At 65.9% G+C, this 17,571-nt stretch carries 15 protein-coding genes and 2 pseudogenes; 16 read left to right on the top strand and 1 reads right to left on the bottom strand.

Annotated elements, in window-relative coordinates; all coding sequences use genetic code 11:
- Window positions 1-255: 255 nt before the first annotated feature.
- The 16 genes and pseudogenes from IE116_RS05355 to IE116_RS05285 all read left to right on the top strand — a co-directional run bounded on the left by IE116_RS05355 (window position 256) and on the right by IE116_RS05285 (window position 16,761).
- Window positions 256-1,230: a tripartite tricarboxylate transporter substrate-binding protein gene (locus IE116_RS05355; protein WP_189610446.1), complete on the top strand. Its 975-nt coding sequence runs from the start codon at window positions 256-258 to the stop codon at window positions 1,228-1,230.
- Window positions 1,231-1,292: 62 nt separating this feature from the next.
- Window positions 1,293-1,607, top strand: a pseudogene (locus IE116_RS25825) (N-acetylmuramoyl-L-alanine amidase); the annotation flags it as partial.
- Between the two features lie 34 nt (window positions 1,608-1,641).
- A pseudogene (locus IE116_RS25820) lies at window positions 1,642-1,857 on the top strand (lysozyme inhibitor LprI family protein); the annotation flags it as partial.
- 71 nt (window positions 1,858-1,928) lie between these two features.
- Entirely contained in the window at window positions 1,929-3,125 is a 1,197-nt protein-coding gene (locus tag IE116_RS05345) for an MFS transporter (protein WP_189610444.1), read from the top strand.
- Between the two features lie 173 nt (window positions 3,126-3,298).
- The gene (locus tag IE116_RS05340; RefSeq protein ID WP_189610441.1) at window positions 3,299-4,150 is read left to right on the top strand and encodes a p-hydroxycinnamoyl CoA hydratase/lyase; all 852 of its coding nucleotides are present in this window, start codon (window positions 3,299-3,301) and stop codon (window positions 4,148-4,150) included.
- A gap of 66 nt (window positions 4,151-4,216) precedes the next feature.
- Window positions 4,217-6,319, top strand: coding sequence for an acetate--CoA ligase family protein (locus IE116_RS05335; protein WP_189610438.1), 2,103 nt, complete (start codon window positions 4,217-4,219; stop codon window positions 6,317-6,319).
- A 54-nt stretch (window positions 6,320-6,373) separates the two neighbouring features.
- Entirely contained in the window at window positions 6,374-7,540 is a 1,167-nt protein-coding gene (locus tag IE116_RS05330; protein ID WP_189610436.1) for an acyl-CoA dehydrogenase family protein, read from the top strand.
- 26 nt (window positions 7,541-7,566) lie between these two features.
- Entirely contained in the window at window positions 7,567-8,334 is a 768-nt protein-coding gene (locus IE116_RS05325) for an alpha/beta fold hydrolase (RefSeq protein WP_189610434.1), read from the top strand.
- A 121-nt stretch (window positions 8,335-8,455) separates the two neighbouring features.
- Complete coding sequence (locus tag IE116_RS05320) at window positions 8,456-9,262, top strand: FAD binding domain-containing protein (RefSeq protein WP_189610432.1); 807 nt, start codon at window positions 8,456-8,458, stop codon at window positions 9,260-9,262.
- A gap of 151 nt (window positions 9,263-9,413) precedes the next feature.
- A complete protein-coding gene (locus tag IE116_RS05315) occupies window positions 9,414-9,869 on the top strand; it encodes an SRPBCC family protein (protein ID WP_189610429.1) in 456 nt (151 codons plus the stop codon).
- The gene (locus IE116_RS05310) at window positions 9,866-10,384 is read left to right on the top strand and encodes a (2Fe-2S)-binding protein (RefSeq protein WP_189610427.1); all 519 of its coding nucleotides are present in this window, start codon (window positions 9,866-9,868) and stop codon (window positions 10,382-10,384) included. The genes IE116_RS05315 and IE116_RS05310 overlap by 4 nt, the downstream gene beginning before the upstream one ends.
- Window positions 10,377-12,734, top strand: a complete 2,358-nt coding sequence (locus IE116_RS05305) for a xanthine dehydrogenase family protein molybdopterin-binding subunit (RefSeq protein WP_229828008.1) — start codon at window positions 10,377-10,379, stop codon at window positions 12,732-12,734. Before IE116_RS05310 ends, IE116_RS05305 begins: the two co-directional genes overlap by 8 nt.
- Window positions 12,731-13,456, top strand: coding sequence for an enoyl-CoA hydratase/isomerase family protein (locus tag IE116_RS05300; RefSeq protein ID WP_189610425.1), 726 nt, complete (start codon window positions 12,731-12,733; stop codon window positions 13,454-13,456). The genes IE116_RS05305 and IE116_RS05300 overlap by 4 nt, the downstream gene beginning before the upstream one ends.
- A gap of 80 nt (window positions 13,457-13,536) precedes the next feature.
- Window positions 13,537-14,547, top strand: a complete 1,011-nt coding sequence (locus IE116_RS05295) for a Bug family tripartite tricarboxylate transporter substrate binding protein (protein WP_189610423.1) — start codon at window positions 13,537-13,539, stop codon at window positions 14,545-14,547.
- 40 nt (window positions 14,548-14,587) lie between these two features.
- Window positions 14,588-16,033, top strand: a complete 1,446-nt coding sequence (locus IE116_RS05290; protein ID WP_189610421.1) for an NAD-dependent succinate-semialdehyde dehydrogenase — start codon at window positions 14,588-14,590, stop codon at window positions 16,031-16,033.
- A complete protein-coding gene (locus IE116_RS05285; protein WP_189610419.1) occupies window positions 16,030-16,761 on the top strand; it encodes an SDR family oxidoreductase in 732 nt (243 codons plus the stop codon). The genes IE116_RS05290 and IE116_RS05285 overlap by 4 nt, the downstream gene beginning before the upstream one ends.
- 15 nt (window positions 16,762-16,776) lie before the next feature.
- On the opposite strand, the gene IE116_RS05280 is transcribed toward IE116_RS05285, so the two are convergent.
- Entirely contained in the window at window positions 16,777-17,487 is a 711-nt protein-coding gene (locus IE116_RS05280) for a TetR/AcrR family transcriptional regulator (RefSeq protein ID WP_189610418.1), read from the bottom strand.
- Between the last annotated feature and the right edge of the window lie 84 nt (window positions 17,488-17,571).

The raw sequence follows: 17,571 nt of genomic DNA, 5'->3' as shown, positions 1-17,571 counted from the left end.
TGCCCGCGCACGAGCGCTGGCATGGGCCGGGTCAGGCGGCGCGGCAAGACACCGGACCCGGATGTCAGGGGTTTCCCGACGGCACCCATCAAGCAACCCGCGTTCCTGCCAGGCGATGCTCTGACGGCATCAAAACAGGCACAAATAGCATTGGTCATCCGCGCGCGTCCGAACGATGATCCGCACCATGAGTGAACACCTGCGCGGACGGGTTGACCGGTCTGCGCCATACCTACAACACCTGGAGACTCGACCATGACCTATGCCCCGTTCACCCTTGCCGTCGGACTCGCGCTGATCGCCGGCACCGCCGCGGCGGAATTTCCGGACAAGCCGGTAACGATCATCGTCCCGTTCGCCGCCGGCGGGCCGAGTGACAAGATCGCCCGTGACGTGGCCGAAGCACTTCGCAAGCCGCTGGGCCAGACGGTCATCATTGAAAACGTGGCGGGGGCAGGGGGCACGATCGGGTCCGCCCGCGTGGCGCGCGCCGCGCCGGATGGCTACACGCTGCTGGTGCATCACATCGGCCTGGCAACCGCCCCGGCGCTGTACCGCAAGCTGAGCTACAAGACGCCCGACGACTTCGCCTTTCTGGGCCTGATCAACGAAGCACCTTCGGTATTGATCGGCAAGCCGACATTGGCCGCCACCAATTTTGCCGAATTGCGCACGTGGATCAGCGCGAATGAAAGCAAGGTCAACCTGGCCCACGCCGGCCTGGGCTCGGCATCGCACCTGTGCGGCCTGATGCTGCAGAACGCCATGAAGGCGACGATGACGCCCGTGCCCTACAAAGGCACCGCGCCGGCCATGACGGACCTGATGGGCGGGCAGATCGACCTGATGTGCGAACAGGCCACCAACGCCGTGCCGCAGATCGAAGGCAACAAGGTCAAGGTGTTTGGCATCAGCAGTGCACAGCGCCTGGCCTTGCCTGCGCTGGCGCAGGTGCCCACCCTGGCCGAATCCGGCCTGAACGGTTTCAACGTCACGGTCTGGCACGGCATGTACGCACCCAGCAACACGCCGCCCGCCGTGCTTGAAAAACTGAACACCGCGCTGCGCGCCGCCTTGAAGGACCCCGAACTGATCAAGCGCGAAGAAGCGGTCGGACTCACGGTCGTGAACGATGACCGCCTGCAACCTGCACAGCACAAAAAGTTCGTGGAAGCCGAGATGGTGCGGTGGTCCGCCGTAATCAAGGCGGCGGGGCAGTACGCCGACTGACGCCATGCCCCGCGTGTTACCCACCTTTGCAAAGATTGTGTGACTAGTCAGGCAGCCGCGCCCTGGCAACCGCAGCCGACAGCCTGGCTGCGGCGCCCGGCGCCCGCAGCCCCTACATCGTCGTCGACACGGGCCATACGCCGCAGCACCCGGGTGCAACGGGCGCGAGCGGGCGGGTCGAATACCAGTACAACCTTGACCTGAGCACGGCAATCGCCGAGCGCATGTCGGCCGCCCGATACCGCGTCACGCGCGTGGCTGCCGACGGCCTGGAGATCGCGTTGAAGGACAGGGCGACCCGGACTCCCGACGCCGACCTGTTCGTCTCCACCCACCACGACTCCATGCAGCAAGCCTGGATCGACGCAGGCCGCCGCCGCGAATTTGCGGGTTGCTCGATCTTCGTGTCCGAAAAAAATCCTCGGGGCGCAGCAGGAAGCGCTCAAGCAGGGGCAACTGGCCTGGATCAAACAGCGCGACGACGAGTGCAGCTACGAAAAGCCCAACGGCTATTACGTCAACCTGGGCTGCGCGGTGAAACAGACCCAGTCTCGCCTGGACTTCCTGAAGGCGCGTCAGCGCGAATGCGGCAGCACCGGTTGCGTGACGTCAAAACTCGGCGAATGATCGGGCGGAATACGCAGTAGACTAAGGGTTTTCACTGACCCGGCCTGCTCAGGCCCTGTCCGGAATCCCTGATGTCATCCCTTCCTGTCTATTCTCCTCGCGCCATCGCGATGGCGGCGTTCGCTCTTGCGATCGGCGGCTTTGGCATCGGTACTGGCGAATTCGCCATCATGGGCCTGTTGCCTAATGTGGCCGAACATCTGCAGGTATCGGCGCCCGAGGTCGGTCACCTCATCAGCGCCTACGCGCTGGGGGTGGTGATCGGCGCCCCGCTGATCGCCGTCATGGCAGCCCATCTGTCGCGCAGCACGCTGCTGTTCGGCCTGATGATCTGGTTCGTCATCGGCAACTTTGCCAGCGCCTTCGCGCCAGGCTATTACTCGCTCATGGCCTTCCGCTTCCTGACCGGCATGCCGCACGGCGCCTACTTTGGCGTTGCGGCGCTGGTGGCCGCGTCGATGGTGCCGCCGCATCGACGGGGGCAGGCGATCGGCCGGGTCATGCTGGGGCTGACGGTGGCCGCGCTCATCGGCAATCCGCTTGCCACGGGCCTGGGCCAGTGGCTGGGTTGGCGCGCGGCGTTTGCCGCGGTCGGCACCATCGGCATCATTACCTTGATCATGCTCAACAAATTCGTGCCGCATCAGGAAGACCAGCCGGTCAGCAGTGCGCGGCAGGAACTGGGCGCGCTGCGGCGTGGCCAGGTGTGGTTCACCCTCGGCATCGGCGCAATCGGCTTCGGTGGATTGTTTGCCGTGTTCAGCTATATCGCACCGACCCTGACGCAGGTCACGGGACTGGGCGAGTCGTGGGTACCGATCGCGCTGGCCGTCATGGGCGCCGGCATGATCGTGGGCAATATCGCGGGCGGCTGGCTGGCCGATCGCGCGCTGGTCAAATCGATTGGCGGCGTCCTCGTGTGGACCATGCTGGTGCTGGCGATCTTCCCGTGGATGGCGGGCAATGCCTGGACCATGATGCTCAACATCTTCCTGATCGGGACAGGGCTGGCGCTCGGGCCTGTGCTGCAGATCCGCCTGATGGACGTTGCGGCGGACGCCCAGACGCTGGCCGCATCGCTCAACCATTCGGCCTTCAACATGGCCAATGCGCTGGGCGCGTGGCTGGGCGGCGTCGCCATTACGGCCGGCTATGGCTGGACGTCCACCGGCTGGGTCGGCGCGATGCTGGCCCTGGCGGGACTGCTGCTGTTCGGGGTGTCCGTGCTGCATATGCGGCGGATGGGGCCGGTCTCGGGCGCGGCCTGAGGGCCGGGGCGGGGGCGGCCCCCCTGCAGGGCTGCCCGACAGGAACGCCTGTTCCCCTCCGGGCTTTCCCGCGTCTCCCCTAATGTAAGTTGATTTATATAAAGCGACCTTATATAGTTCGCGAATCGACCCGCGCGGTGACCGTGCGGCAACTTACAACGAGGAGACGATCCATGTCCGAGCAGTCCACCACCGCGCAAGAAACCAACCCCAACGACGCGCCACCCGTCCTGGTCGAATTCGAAGACGGCATCGCCTGGGTGACCCTGAATCGCCCGCACAAGCGCAACGCCATCAACCCGGGCATCGTCTATTCCATGCTCAAGACCATGGAAGACCTGGAGGTCGACGACCGATGCAAGGTGCTGGTGCTGACCGGCGCCGGCGACGCCTTCTCGGCCGGCATGGACCTGCGTGAGTACTTCCGCGGCACCGACAACGACCCCAAGGAACGCGTCAAGCTGTTCCGCGCCAACGGCCAATGGCAGTGGCGCATGCTGCGTCATTACTCCAAGCCCACCATTGCCATGGTCAACGGCTGGTGCTTCGGCGGCGCCTTTACGCCCCTGGTCTCGTGCGACCTGGCCATCGCGGCAGAAGAAGCCACGTTCGGCCTGTCGGAAATCAACTGGGGCATCATCCCCGCCGGCGTGGTCAGCCGCGCCGTCGCCCAGCTGGTGCGTGAACGCGAAGCCATGTACTACGTCATGACCGGTGAAAAATTCGACGGCAAGCGCGCTGCGCAGATCGGCCTGGTGAACGAAGCCGTGCCGCTCGCGCAACTGCGTGACCGCGTGCGCGAATTGGCCAAGGTGTTGATGGCCAAGAACCCGACGGTGCTGCGCACCGCCAAGATCGCCCACCGCATCGCGTCCGAAATGACCTGGGAACAGGCGGCCGATTACCTGATGGCCAAGGTCGACCAGTCCACGTTCCAGGATCCTGAAAACGGCCGCAATACCGCCATGGGCCAGTTCCTTGACGAAAAAACCTTCAAGCCCGGCCTCGAAACCTACCGCCGTTGAAGCGTTGCGCGTTGACGGATGGTTGCGATCTGCAATCATCCGTACAAGAACATCAGGGGATGAACGATGACCAGGAATGCACTGGAGCGCCTGTTGCGGCCGCGCTCCATCGCGGTGGTGGGCGCCTCGCCCGAACCCGCATCGGTAAGCGGCTTGCTGCTGACCAATATCGGACGCTTCGACTACGGCGGGGACCTGCACCTGGTCAGCCGCAGCCGCGACGAAGTCAATGGCCGGCCGTGCCTCAAGTCCATTGATGACTTGCCCGAAGGCGTGGACGCCGCGGTGCTGGTGGTGCCGCAGGTGGCGGTGTATGACTCGGTCGAAGCCTGCGGCAAACGCGGCGTCGGCGGCGCCATCATTTTTGCGTCGGGCTTTTCGGAGCTCGGCGATGAAGGCCGGGCCGCGCAGGACCGGCTGGCCGACATGGCGCGCGGCTACGGCATGGCGTTGCTGGGCCCGAACTGCATGGGCTTCGTCAACTACAGCGATAACGTGCCGCTGACGTTCGAGCCCGTGCCCGCGCGCAAGACCATGTCGGGCCCCAAGGTGGCGATCATTGCGCAGAGCGGCGCCATGAACGGCAACCTGCGCGCGGGGCTGACAGCGCGGGGCGTGAATGTGTCGTTCTCGCTGTCGACCGGCAACGAAGCCGTGACCAGTGCCGAGGACTTGCTCAGTGCACTGATCGATGCCGACGACGTCGACGCCTTCGCGATCTTTGTCGAAATGCTGCGCAAGCCCGCGCTGTTCCTGCAGGCCGTGGCCCGCGCGCGCGCGCTGGGCAAGCCCGTGGTGCTGATGCACCCCGGCCGCAGCCAGCGGGCGCGCGAAGCCGCGCAGTCGCACACCGGCGCACTGGCTGGCGACTACCAGGTCATGCGCACGCTGGTCGAACGTGAAGGCGTGGTGGTGGTTGATACGCTGGACGAGCTGTTCGACGTGACCGCGATCCTGGCCCGCTATCCGGTGCCGATCCGATCGGGCAAGGCAGCCGTGTCGTCCAACTCGGGCGCCTTGCGCGGCGTGGCCATCGATTTCTGCGAAGACATCGGCATGGAACTCGCCACGCTCTCGCCGCAGACGCTTACCCGCATCAACGAAATCCTTCCTGACTTCGTGACGGCAGACAATCCGCTGGACCTGACGTCGCAGGGCATGCAGCGGCCCGAAATTTTCGGACTAACCGCGCAGGCCATCCTGGACGACCCGGAAGTGGGCAGCTTGATCGTGCCGTTGATGGGCGGATCACCCGCGCAGCAGGTGGCCAAGGCCAACTCCTTGCTGCCGGTCATGATCGCTTCGCAAAAGCCGGTGGCCTTCTGCATCATGGGCGACACCGCGCCGCTGGCTGAAGAGTTCACCCGCCTCGTCACGGAAAGCGGCATGCCGTTTGGCCGGTCACCCGACCGCGCCTTGCGGGCCATGGCGCACGTGCATCGCTACGGTCAGCTCAGCACCGCAAGCAGCGAGCGGGCGCAAGGTGACGCGGGCAGGAAACTGCCTGACCTGGTGCCCGGTCCCCTGGTCGAATACCGCGGCAAGGCCTGGTTGCGTGACCTGGGTATCCAGACTCCCGACGGGGACCTTGCCACGTCGGTGGACGAGGCGCTGGCCGTGGCCGACCGCATTGGCTATCCGGTCGTGCTGAAGGCGCAGGCCGCGCAGCTGATGCACAAGAGCGATGTTGGCGGCGTGGCCGTGAACGTGCGCGATGCCGACGCCTTGCGCGATGCGTGGTCGCGCATGCAGGACAGCATCGCAGCCAAGTGCCCGGGGCTGGCGCTGGACGGCATTCTGGTCGAAGCCATGTCGCGGCCCGGTCTTGAACTGGTGATCGGCGGACGCCGTGATGCCAACTGGGGCGTGGTCATGCTGGTTGGCCTGGGCGGTATCTGGATCGAGGCCTTGCACGACGTCAAGCTGCTGCCGCCCGACCTGACCGTGCCGCAGATCGTTGCGGCCATGCACACGCTCAAGGGCGCCAAGCTGCTGTCGGGCTTGCGGGGCAAGGGACCTGTCGATGTGCAGGCCGTGGCCCAAGCCGTCTCGCGGCTGGCTGCGCTGATGCTGGCCAATCCCGAGATCACCGAGATCGACGTCAATCCCTTGATCGCCTTGCCGGAAGGCGAGGGCGTGATCGCGCTGGATGCACTGTTCGTGATGTGACGCAGACGTGAAGCAACCAGGGCGGCCCGCGGCCGCCCGACGAAGGAGACAATCATGCCCGCCGTCCTTGACGACGACAGCTTCCGGCAGTTGATGGATTCCATCAACCGGTTCATTCAGCAAAGGCTGAAGCCGCTGGAAGCGCAGGTGGAAGAGACCGAAGAAGTCCCCGCCGACCTGATCGAGACCATGCAGGAGATGGGCCTGTTCGGCCTGGGCATTCCCGAAGCCTACGGCGGTTTCGAGTTGACCCTGCGGCAGGAAATCGACGTGCAGATGGCCTTCAGCCAGGTATCGCCCGCGTTCCGGCTGGTGTTCTGGCCCAACGTGGGCATTGGCAGCAAGGGCATCGTCATGGCCGGCACCGAGGCCCAGAAGCAGGCCTTTCTGCCGGGCCTGGCCAGCGGCGCCCTGCGCGCCGCTTTCTGCCTGACCGAACCCGATGCCGGATCCGACGCCGCAAGTCTCAAGACGTCGGCCGTGCGCGATGGCGATGACTTCGTCCTGAACGGCACCAAGCGCTACATCACCAATGCATCCCGCGCGCATGTGTTCACGGTCATGGCTCGCAGTGACGCCACCCGGCCGGGCGCCGATGGAGTCACCGCGTTCATCGTGGACCGCGACACGCCGGGGCTGCACATCGGCACGCCCGAACGGAAGATGGGGCAGCGCGGCTCGCCGATCTGCGACGTCATCCTGGAAAACGTACGGGTGCCCGCCAGCAGCATCGTGGGCGGGCCGGCCAATGAGGGCAAGGGATTCCGGATCGCCATGAAAGTGCTGGACGCCGGGCGCATCAGCGTGGCCGCGTCGGCCCTGGGCATGGCAAAGCGCCTGATTGACGAGGCCGCCACCTATGCCTTGCAGCGCAAGCAGTTCGGCCAGGCCATTGCGCAGTTCCAGTTGATCCAGGCCATGCTGGCCGATTCGGAAACCGACTACCTGGCGGGGCATGCACTGGTGCTGCGCGCGGCCGACGCGCTGGAAGGCGGCGAGGACACCCGCAACCTGGCGGCCGCCGCCAAATACTTCTGTTCGGAAGCGCTGGGCCGCACCGCCGACCGCGCCGTGCAGATCCTGGGTGGCGCAGGCTATGTGGCCGACTATCCGGTGGAACGTCTGTATCGCGACGCCCGCGCCGTGCGCATCTACGAAGGCACGAGCCAGGTCCTGCAACTGATGATCGCCCGGACGCTGCTCAAGCGTTACGAGGACTGATCACCCCTACACACAAGGAATCCGCCATGCATCCGACCCCTGTCACAGTGGGCCACGGGCCCCGTCACGTCATCGCCATGAGCGGCTGGATGGGCAGCGCAGCCCACTGGGGCACGCTGTTCGACGCCATGGACCCGGCAGCCAGCACCGTCGCGCTGGTCGACTACCGCGGCTACGGCACGGCGCGCGACCATGCAGGCCCCTACGGCTTTGCGCAGCATGCTGACGATGTCATCGCCCTGGCCGACCAGCTGGGGTGGGATCGCTTCAGCCTGATCGGGCATTCGATGGGTGGCGTGGCGATCCAGCACGTGCTGGCGCGGGCGCCGTCGCGCGTTCAAGCGCTGATCGGCATTAACGCCGTGCCGGCCTGCGGCTCGCGCATGGACGCCGCCCGGCTGGGTTTTTTTGACAAGGCGGTCGATGACGTCAGCGTGCGTCGCAAGATCTTTGACGTGTCGACGGGCGGGCGTCTGTCGGCCACCTGGCTGGATCGCATGGCGGCGGCGTCCGACGGCCTGATGCGGCCCGACGCCATGCGGGCCTACCTGCGCGAATGGGCGACCGAAGACATCTCGGCAGGTATTGCCGGGCTGGAATTGCCAGTGGGCCTGTTCATCGGGGAACACGATCCGACCCTGTCGGAAGCGCTGATGCGCGACACCTGGATGCGCTTCTACCCGAACGCCACCGTGGAGGTGATCGGCAATGCGGGCCACTATCCGATGTACGAGGCGCCCGTCATTTTGGGCACGCGGATCGACGCATTTCTCAATGATCGAATTCGCTTGTGACTCCATCAATTTTATGTGATTCAGCTCGCCCGGGCTTTCCGATACATTGGCCGTATTCCTATAACGATGACAGCGATCGGAGACAAGGCGCTGGCATACGCCCATCACGGATGGACCCACTGTGTACCCGTTGAGCTATGTTCGTCCAGACACCCTGGACCAGGCCCTGGCGCTGTTGGCCGACCAGGAAGACGCCAAGCCGCTGTCAGGCGGCATGACCCTCATACCCACGCTCAAACAGCGCCTTGCCGCCCCGTCGCACCTGGTGGACCTGTCGCGGCTCGACGCCCTGCGCGGCATCGGCCTGAACGGCGATGTGCTGCGTATCGGCGCCGCGACGAAACATGTCGAGGTTGCGCGATCCGACATGGTGGCCGGCACGATCCCCGCCCTGGCCGCGCTGGCAGGCCTGATTGCCGACCCGCAGGTGCGTAATCGCGGCACGCTGGGCGGCTCGGTCGCCAACAATGACCCGGCCGCGGATTACCCGGCCGCGGTGCTTGGCCTGGGCGCCATGATCGAGACCAGCACCCGCCGCATTCCGGCCGATGATTTCTTTGTTGGCATGTTCGAGACCGCGCTGGAACCCGGCGAGTTGATCGTGGCCATCGAATTTCCGGTGCCCGATCGCGCCGCGTACCAGAAGCTGCGGCACCGGGCCACGGGGTACGCCGTGGCAGGCGTCTTCGTCGCGCAGTTCGGTGACGCCGTGCGCGTGGCCGTAACGGGCGCGGGATCGTCGGTATTCCGGTGGCTTGAAGCCGAAGCGGCCCTGGCGGGTGACGGTCAGGCGGACCGCCTGACCGATGCCGCGATCGACGAAACGCTGTTCAACACCGATGCCAATGGCAGCGCGGCCTATCGCGCGAACCTGGTGCGGGTCATGACCCGGCGCGCCGTCGAAGCCTTGACGCCTCGGCCCCGCTGAGCGGGCGGGCAGCACGCGACGTGCTGCCCGGCGCCGCGCACCCATGCAAGGCCAGCGCCTGCTTCCAGGTCACCGTGCGGCGACATCGCTCTGCGGCATCACCCAGCGATATCACTCTGCGACATCACTCATTCTTTCTTCTGGAATCGTCATGGAATTCAAAGGCAGTCATCGTATTCCGGCCGCCCGCACCCAGGTCTGGGCTGGCCTCAATGACCCCGCCGTGCTGCAGGCCTGCGTGCCAGGCTGCGAGGCGTTCGAGCCTACCGGGCCGGACACCTATGCTGCCGTCGTCGTAGCGGCCATCGGGCCGGTCAAGGCGCGCTTCAAGGGCAGGCTTGCCATTGCCGACAAGGTCGAAGACACCGGCTACACCATCATCGGCCAGGGCGACGGCGGCATGGCCGGCTTCGGCAAGATGACGGCGACCGTGACCCTCACCGATACCGACGAAGGGTGCGAGCTGGTGTACGTTGCGGTGGCCGAAGTCGGCGGCAAGTTGGCGCAGATCGGCTCGCGCCTGATCGGGTCCGTGACCAACAAGCTGGCCGATGAATTCTTCAAGCGGTTTTCGGCGGCGATGACGGAACGGGTGGGGCAGGCATGACGCAGGTCCATCTCACGATCAATGGCGAGGCGGTGTCGCGCGACGTGGACGACCGCACCCTGCTGGTCGAATTCATTCGCAAGGACCTGGGCCTGACGGGCACGCACGTGGGCTGCGACACCAGCCAGTGCGGCGCGTGCACCGTGCATCTGGACGGCGTCGCGGTCAAGTCCTGTTCCGTGCTGGCGGCCCAGGCCAGTGGTGGCGAGGTGGTCACCATCGAAGGTCTGGCGCCAACGCCGGATGCCCTGGGCCCCGTCCAGGAAGCTTTCGTGGCCTGCCACGGCCTGCAGTGCGGCTTCTGCACGCCGGGCATGATCATGGCGGTCGATCACTACCTGACGGTGGATGGGCGCCTGGACGATGCGTCGATCTGCCATGGCCTGGAAGGCAATATCTGCCGCTGCACCGGCTACGTCAACATCATTGAAGCGGTCCGGCATGCCGCGGCGGCGCGGCGCGCCGACGCCGGCGGCCCGGCGGCAACCACGACCCAGGGAGCCGCGCATGCCTAAGCTGATCGGACAGCCCATGCCGCGCGCCGAAGACGCGCGCCTGGTCGCAGGAAAAGGGCAGTACACGGATGATGTGTCCCTGCCCGGGCAGGTGTATGCCGCCTTCCTGCGTTCATCGCGCCCGCATGCGCTCATCCGCGGCATGGACCTCGAAGCGGCGCGGTCTGCGCCCGGCGTGATTGCCGTGCTGACGGGCCAGGACTACCTGGACGATGGCCATCAGGGCATGGACCACGTGCCCAATCCGGCGGATGCCATCGCGCACGAACAGCGTGCCTTCAACAATTCATTGACCGGCCACGTCTTCAACCAGCGCCATATTCCGCTGCCGATCGACAAGGTGCGCCATGTGGGCGAGGCCGTCGTGATGGTGGTGGCCGAAACGCAGCGCGAAGCGCGCGATGCCGCCGAAATGGTTGACGTTGACTACGATCCCTTGCCTGCAGTGGTGGATGCCGACAAGGGCATGCTTCCCGATGCGCCGCAGTTGTGGGACGACCTGCCATCGAACCTGTGCTTCCAGGTGCAGATCGGCGATCCGGAAGCCATCGCCCGCATCTTTGCCGGTGCGCATCATGTGGTGCGGCGCGAATTTCGCAACAGCCGCATCGTTAATTGCCAGATGGAACCGCGCTCGGCCCTGGGCAGCTACGACCCCGACACCGGCTATCTGCTGATCTCGGGCAGCCAGGGCGTGACGCGCCAGCAGCTGTGCATTGCGGATGCGCTCAAGGTGCCACGCACGCAGGTGCGGGTGATCAGCCCCGATGTGGGCGGCGGCTTCGGGCCGCGCAGCATGGTCAATCCGGAACAGCTGGCGGTGCTGTGGGCCGCCAGGCGGGTAGGGCGGCCAGTCAAGTGGACCAGCGATCGCAACGAGGCCTTCCTGTCCGACTACCAGGGCCGCGACCAGGTGGCGCGTGCGGCCATGGCGCTGTCGGCCGACGGCCGCATCCTGGCGGTGGACCACGAACTGATCGGCAACGTGGGGGCGCATACGGTGTCGTACGTGCCCCTGTCGAACGGCTCGCGCGTGATGACGACGGTCTATCACGTGCCTGCCGCCGCTGCAAAATTGAGCGCAGTCATGACCAACAGTGCGCCGACCGGCCCGTATCGCGGCGCCGGCCGGCCCGAGTCCACGCATGTGATGGAACGCATGCTGGACATTGCCGCGCGCGAACTCGGGATCGATCGGATCGAGATCCGCCGCCGCAACCTGATCCAGCCGGACCAGATGCCGTACCGCAGTCCGATGGGCCTGAACTACGACAGCGGGGCGTTTGCCGCCAACATGGAACGCGCGTTGACCGTAGCCGAATGGGAAGCCGTCGACGCTCGCCGCGCGGCGGCGCGCGAACGCGGGCGGTGGCTGGGCATCGGCGTGGCGAACTATGTCGAGTCGCCAGTGGGCGCGCCCAAAGAGCGCATCGAACTGATGGTCGAACCCGATGGCACCGTGGATCTGGTGGCCGGCACGCAAACCACCGGGCAGGGCCATGCGACCACGTTCGCGCAGGTACTGGCCGACAAGCTGGGTGTGCCGTTTGACGCCATCAAGCTGCGCACCGGTGACTCCGCCTTTGTAAGCGTGGGCGGCGGTACGCATTCAGACCGGTCCATGCGGCTGGTGGGCACACTGATCGTGCAGGCCGTGTCATCGCTGGTCGATCTGGGCAAGCCCGTGGCCGCGGCGCTGCTGGACACCACCGAAGGACAGGTCAGCTTCATCGATGGCGAGTTTGTCGATGCGACCTCGCAGCGCAAGGTGGGCCTCGCGGACGTGGCCCGGCAGATTGCGGAGTCCGGTCTGCCGGATGCGGATGCCGGCCAGGCCGATACCCACCGCTTCCGGGTCGTTGCGGAATTCAACGGTCGTATCCCGGCCCATCCGACCGGCGCCGCCGTGTGTGAACTGGAGGTCGATCCGGATACCGGCGAGGTGGAACTCACGCGCTACACGTCCATCGACGATGTCGGCACGCCCATCAATCCGCTGATCGTCGAAGGCCAGGTGCACGGCGGACTGGCCCAAGGCATTGGCCAGGCCCTGTACGAAGGCTTCCAGGTCGATCCGGAAAGCGGCCAGGTGCTCAGCGGGTCGTACATGGACTATGGCGTTGCGCGCGCCGGGGCCTTGCCGCCCCTGCGCATCGAACTGACGGAAGACCCGACCAGCGGCAACCCGCTGGGCGTCAAGGGCGGGGGCGAAAGCGGCATTACGCCGGCCACCGCTGCGATCTTCAATGCCCTGGCCGACGCACTGCGCGAGGTCACCACCGACGAGTTGCCGATGCCCGCCACGGCGGCGTCGATCTGGGAAGCCATCCATCAAGGGGACAGAGTGTGAACACCGACAAGGTCACCGTCACGCGCAGCGGCGCGTTGCTCGACATCGCGCTGAATACGCCGGCCAACGGCAACCTGCTCGACGCCGAAATGGGTCGCGCGATCGTTGCTGCCGTCAACCAACTGGATGACGACATCAAGTTGATTCGCCTGTCCGGCAACGGCGCGGATTTCTGCGCGGGGCGTGTGTCGCCCATGCCAGCCAAGGGCGCTGCGCCGTCGGCGGAGCATCTGCGCCGCACAGTGGCCATGCCCGCGCTGGAACTGTATGACGCCCTGAAGGCCACGGCGGTGCCGGTGCTGGGCGTGGTCCGCGGCCGCGCGATCGGCGTGGGCTGCGCGCTGGCCGGGGTGTGCGACGTCACCCTCGCGGCAGACAGCGCCACCTTCCAGATCCCCGAAATGGAACGCGACATCCCGCCCACGCTGGTCATGTCCGCCCTGATCGGCCGCGTGCCCGTCAAGACGGTGGCGCGCATGGTGCTGACACGCGACACCGTGTCGGCGGCCGAAGCCTTGCAGGCCGGGCTGGTCAGCCAGGTCGTCAGCGACGATCAGCTGGACGCGGAAGTCGAACGCATCACCGCGATCATGCTGGGATGCGGCGCGGTCACGATACGCGCGGTCAAGCAGTTCCTGGAACTGGCGCCGGGGCTTCCGCGCGGCACGTCCAGCGGACTGGCAGGGCATCTGGCCGGCACGGCGCTGTCGGCCAAGTTCTAGTGCGCCCCACAGCTTCCGGCACTTCCCCTACCCATACCGGCGCGGCCATGCATCGCGCCATGCTCTGTCCAGGAGACAGCATGACTTCCTTTCTTCCCAAACGGCGGGCGTTCAGCGCCGCGGCCTTGACGGCGACCAGCCTGGCGATATTCGGTACAGCGGCATTGGGCCTGGCCGGTAACGCGCAGGCGCAGGGCTATCCCACCAAACCGATCCGCATGGTGCTGGGGTACCCCGCCGGCAGCGGCATCGATGCCGTAGCGCGCCAGGTGGCCGCGCGGCTCGAGAAGGAGGCCGGACAGCCGGTTGTCGTCGATAACCGGGCCGGCGCACTTGGCAATATCGCCGCCGACATGGTCGCCAAGTCGCCCGCTGACGGCTACACGATTCTGTTCACGCCGAACTCGACGCATGCCGCCAACATCCATCTGTTCAAGAAGCTGCCGTTCGATCCGGTCAAGGATTTCCAGCCGGTGGGCACGGTAGCCTCGCTCGGCTTCGTGCTGCTGACCAATTCCGAGGCGCGGCCCTACAAGACAGTTTCCGAACTGACCGCCACCCTCAAACGGGAGCCGGGCAAGTATTCCTGGGGCAGCGGCAACGCTACCGGGCAGGTGGCCGGTGAACTGTACAAGACCCTGGCCGGCGTAGATGCGGTCAACGTGCCCTACAAGGGCGTGCCGCAGGCCATGACCGACCTGATCGGAGGGCGGATCGACTTTCTGTTTGCCGATGCGACCCTGGCGATTCCGCAACTGAAGGGCGGCCGGGTTCGCGCGCTGGCCGTGACCGGGAAGACCCGTCCAACCTCGCTGCCCGACGTGCCGACCATGGCCGAAGCCGGCGTTGCCGGTTACGACCTGAGCGGCTGGTTCGGCATCTTCCTGCCGGCCAACGCCCCCGCGCCCGTGCTGGCCAGCCTGACAGGGTGGCTCAACGCGGTGACGCGCGACCCGGCCATTGCCGAGTTCATGCGCAGCATTGGCGCCGAGCCCTTGCCCGGCGGCCCGGCCGACCTGGCCACGCTGGTGCGCACCGATACCGAGAAGTGGGGCAAGATCATCCGCGCCGCCGGCATCACTGCCGAATGAGGTCGCGAATGATTGCCAACGTCAACTATCTGGAGCATCCATGAGCGATGATGTGCTGGACCTGAAAATGTTCATCGATGGCGAGTGGCTCGATACCACCGGCCGTCGTTCCGAGCCGGTCATCAACCCGGCCACCGGCGCAAGCCTGGGTGATTTGCCGCATGCCACCACCGACGATCTGCAACGCGCGATCGACACGTCCCAGGCCGCGTTCCAGCGCTGGCGCATCATGTCGCCAATGGCGCGCGGAGAGATCCTGCGCAAGGCGGGGCAACTGTTTCGCGAGCGCAGCGACCGTATCGCCCGCATCATGTCGCTGGAGCAGGGCAAGACGCTGACCGAGTCGCGCATTGAAGTCATGGTGACGGCCGAGATGCTGGACTGGGCGGCCGAAGAAGGCCGCCGCACCTATGGCCGCGTGATCCCGCCGCGCGAGAACGGCTGGCGGCAGATCGTCGTGCAGGAGCCCATCGGGGTGACGGCAGCGTTCACGCCGTGGAATTTCCCGGCCATGATCCCGGCGCGCAAGATCGCGAGTTCCCTTGCGGCCGGCTGCACCTGCATCATCAAACCGTCCGAAGAAACGCCTGCCTGCGCCATTGAAATCGCGCGTGCATTGCAGGACGCCGGGCTGCCCAAGGGCGTGCTGAACGTGGTGTTTGGCGTGCCGGCCGAGGTGTCCGAATTCCTGATCGCATCCCCCGTCGTGCGCAAGGTGTCCTTTACCGGCAGCGTCGCGGTCGGCAAACATATTGCCGGCCTGGCGGCGCGCGGCGTCAAGCCGGTCACGCTGGAACTGGGGGGCCATGCGCCCGTGCTGGTGTTCGACGACGTCAATGTCGAGGCCGTCGCCCGCATGGCGGCGGCGGGCAAGTACCGCAATGCAGGCCAGGTCTGCATTTCGCCCACGCGCTTCTTCGTGCATCGCAAGGTGCATGATGCCTTTGTCGATCTGTTCGGCCGCGCAGCCGGCGCATTGCGTGTCGGCCCCGGCGTGGAAGCTTCGTCGCAGATGGGCGCACTGGCCAACCCGCGCCGCCTGACCGCCATGGACACGCTGGTGGACGACGCCCGGTCGCGGGGCGCTTCGGTGGTGACGGGCGGCGAACGCATGTCGGGCGATGGCTTCTTTTTCCGGCCTACCGTACTGGCAAGCCTGCATGCCGAATCGCGCGTCCTATCCGAAGAACCGTTCGGCCCGCTCGCCATGGTGGTTCCGTTCGACGATGACGAAGAGGCGCTGCACCAGGCCAATCGACTGCCCTTTGGTCTGGCGGCCTATGCGTTCACGTCAAATGCGGATCGGGTCATCAAGGTGTCGTCGGGGATCGAAAGCGGCATGGTCGGCATGAACACCTTTGCGATCGCCTCGGCCGAATCACCGTTCGGTGGCGTAAAGGATAGCGGCTATGGATCCGAAGGCGGCATCGAAGGCGTTGCCGCCTACCTGACGCCCAAGTTCATTTCGCAGTCCCCGTCGCCATGAACGACCTGAAGGGCAAGACGGCCATTGTCACGGGCGCCAGCTCGGGCATCGGCCGTGCGGTCGCGGTGGCGTTGGCGGCCGCGGGCGCCAGCGTGATGGTTGCGGCTCGCAACGAACAGGGCCTGTCCGAGACGGCGTCGCTGATCACGCAGGCCGGCGGCACGGCGTCGGTCTGCGTGACCGACGTGACCGACGAGGCGCAGGTACAGCAACTGTTCGGCAGCACGGTGGCTGCCTTTGGCGGTGTCGACCTGGTGGTGAACAATGCCGGCGTGACGACCAGCCAGCCCATCGAAGACCTGACGCTGGCCGCCTGGCGCCAGGTGCTGGACGTCAATTTGACCGGTGCCTTCCTGTGCAGTCGCGAGGCCTTCCGTGTCATGAAGCCGCGCGGTGGCGGGCGCATCATCAACATGGGCAGTGTAGCGGCGTTGGTGCCTCGTCCGAACTCGGTGCCTTACACGACGACCAAACACGGCCTGGACGGCATGACGCACGCGCTGGCGCTGGACGGGCGCGAACATGGCATTGCCGTCAGCGTGCTGCATCCCGGAGTGACCGAGTCGGCCCTGGCCGAAAAGTCCGGGCGCAAGTTTGCACCCGGGGAACTCATGAAGGCGTCGGACGTGGCCAGGGTGGTGCTGCTGATGGCGTCCTTGCCGCCCGAGGTCAATCTGTACGAAAGCGTGATCTTTCCGTTGTCGATGCCGCTGCTCGGGCGGGGCTGACGGCCCCCGGGCCGATCATTTCGCGCGCGGCTTCTTGCCCGACGGAATGGTCGGCACTTCGGCGCCGGTGGGGCCCAGGCCCTGTATTGCCAGCGCCAGCAGCGCGCGCAAGCGGGCCAGGCCTACGGCGGGCTTGGGCGTGCCTTGCGCCAGCCAGCGGCGGACTTCGGTCAGGTAGATCGTCATGATCAGGCCGGCGATCAGTTCGGGCGGCGCGGTGTTGGCGATCTTGCCAGCTTCCTGCTTTTGGCGCGCCAAGTCCGTCAGCATCGACGAAATGTTGGAACGGCGCGCATAGAAGCGGCTGGTTTCCTTGCCCTTGTCGGTTGTCTCGGCCAGGAAGTCGGCGGTCTCTTGCACGGCGGCGCGCGACAGGGGCGGCTCTTTCGCCCAGTAGGTGTAGCGCAGCGTGAAGAACTTCATCAGCTGTTCGAGCAGGGGCAAATCGGACTGCAGGGCCTTTTCACCCTTTTCGTTGACCGCATCCAGATCGTTGTTGATGATCAGCATCAACAGGTCGCGTTTGTCGGCCGCGTAGACAAACACGGTGCCGATGGCGACATCGGCGCGTTGGGCGATCTCGCGCGTGGTCGCGTCGTCGAAGCCCTTTTCAAGGAATACCTCACGCGCCGCCTGCTTGATGCGTCGGAGCTTGTCCTGCTTGCTGCGTTCACGCAGACCGAGCGCAGGGGCGGATGCGGATTTTCCAGTGAGGGTGTCTTTCATGAATTTCTTGTTGTCGGCCCGCGCGAGCGTAGCCAGGGTAGGAGCGGATGCGTCAAACGGTGCCTATTCTAAAAGAAAAGGCCC

The organism is Pigmentiphaga litoralis (genome assembly GCF_014651835.1).
In the GTDB taxonomy this organism is placed as follows: domain Bacteria; phylum Pseudomonadota; class Gammaproteobacteria; order Burkholderiales; family Burkholderiaceae_B; genus Pigmentiphaga; species Pigmentiphaga litoralis.
The sequence above is the reverse complement of the archived record's forward strand: the minus strand, read 5'-3'. Positions and strand labels throughout refer to the sequence as shown.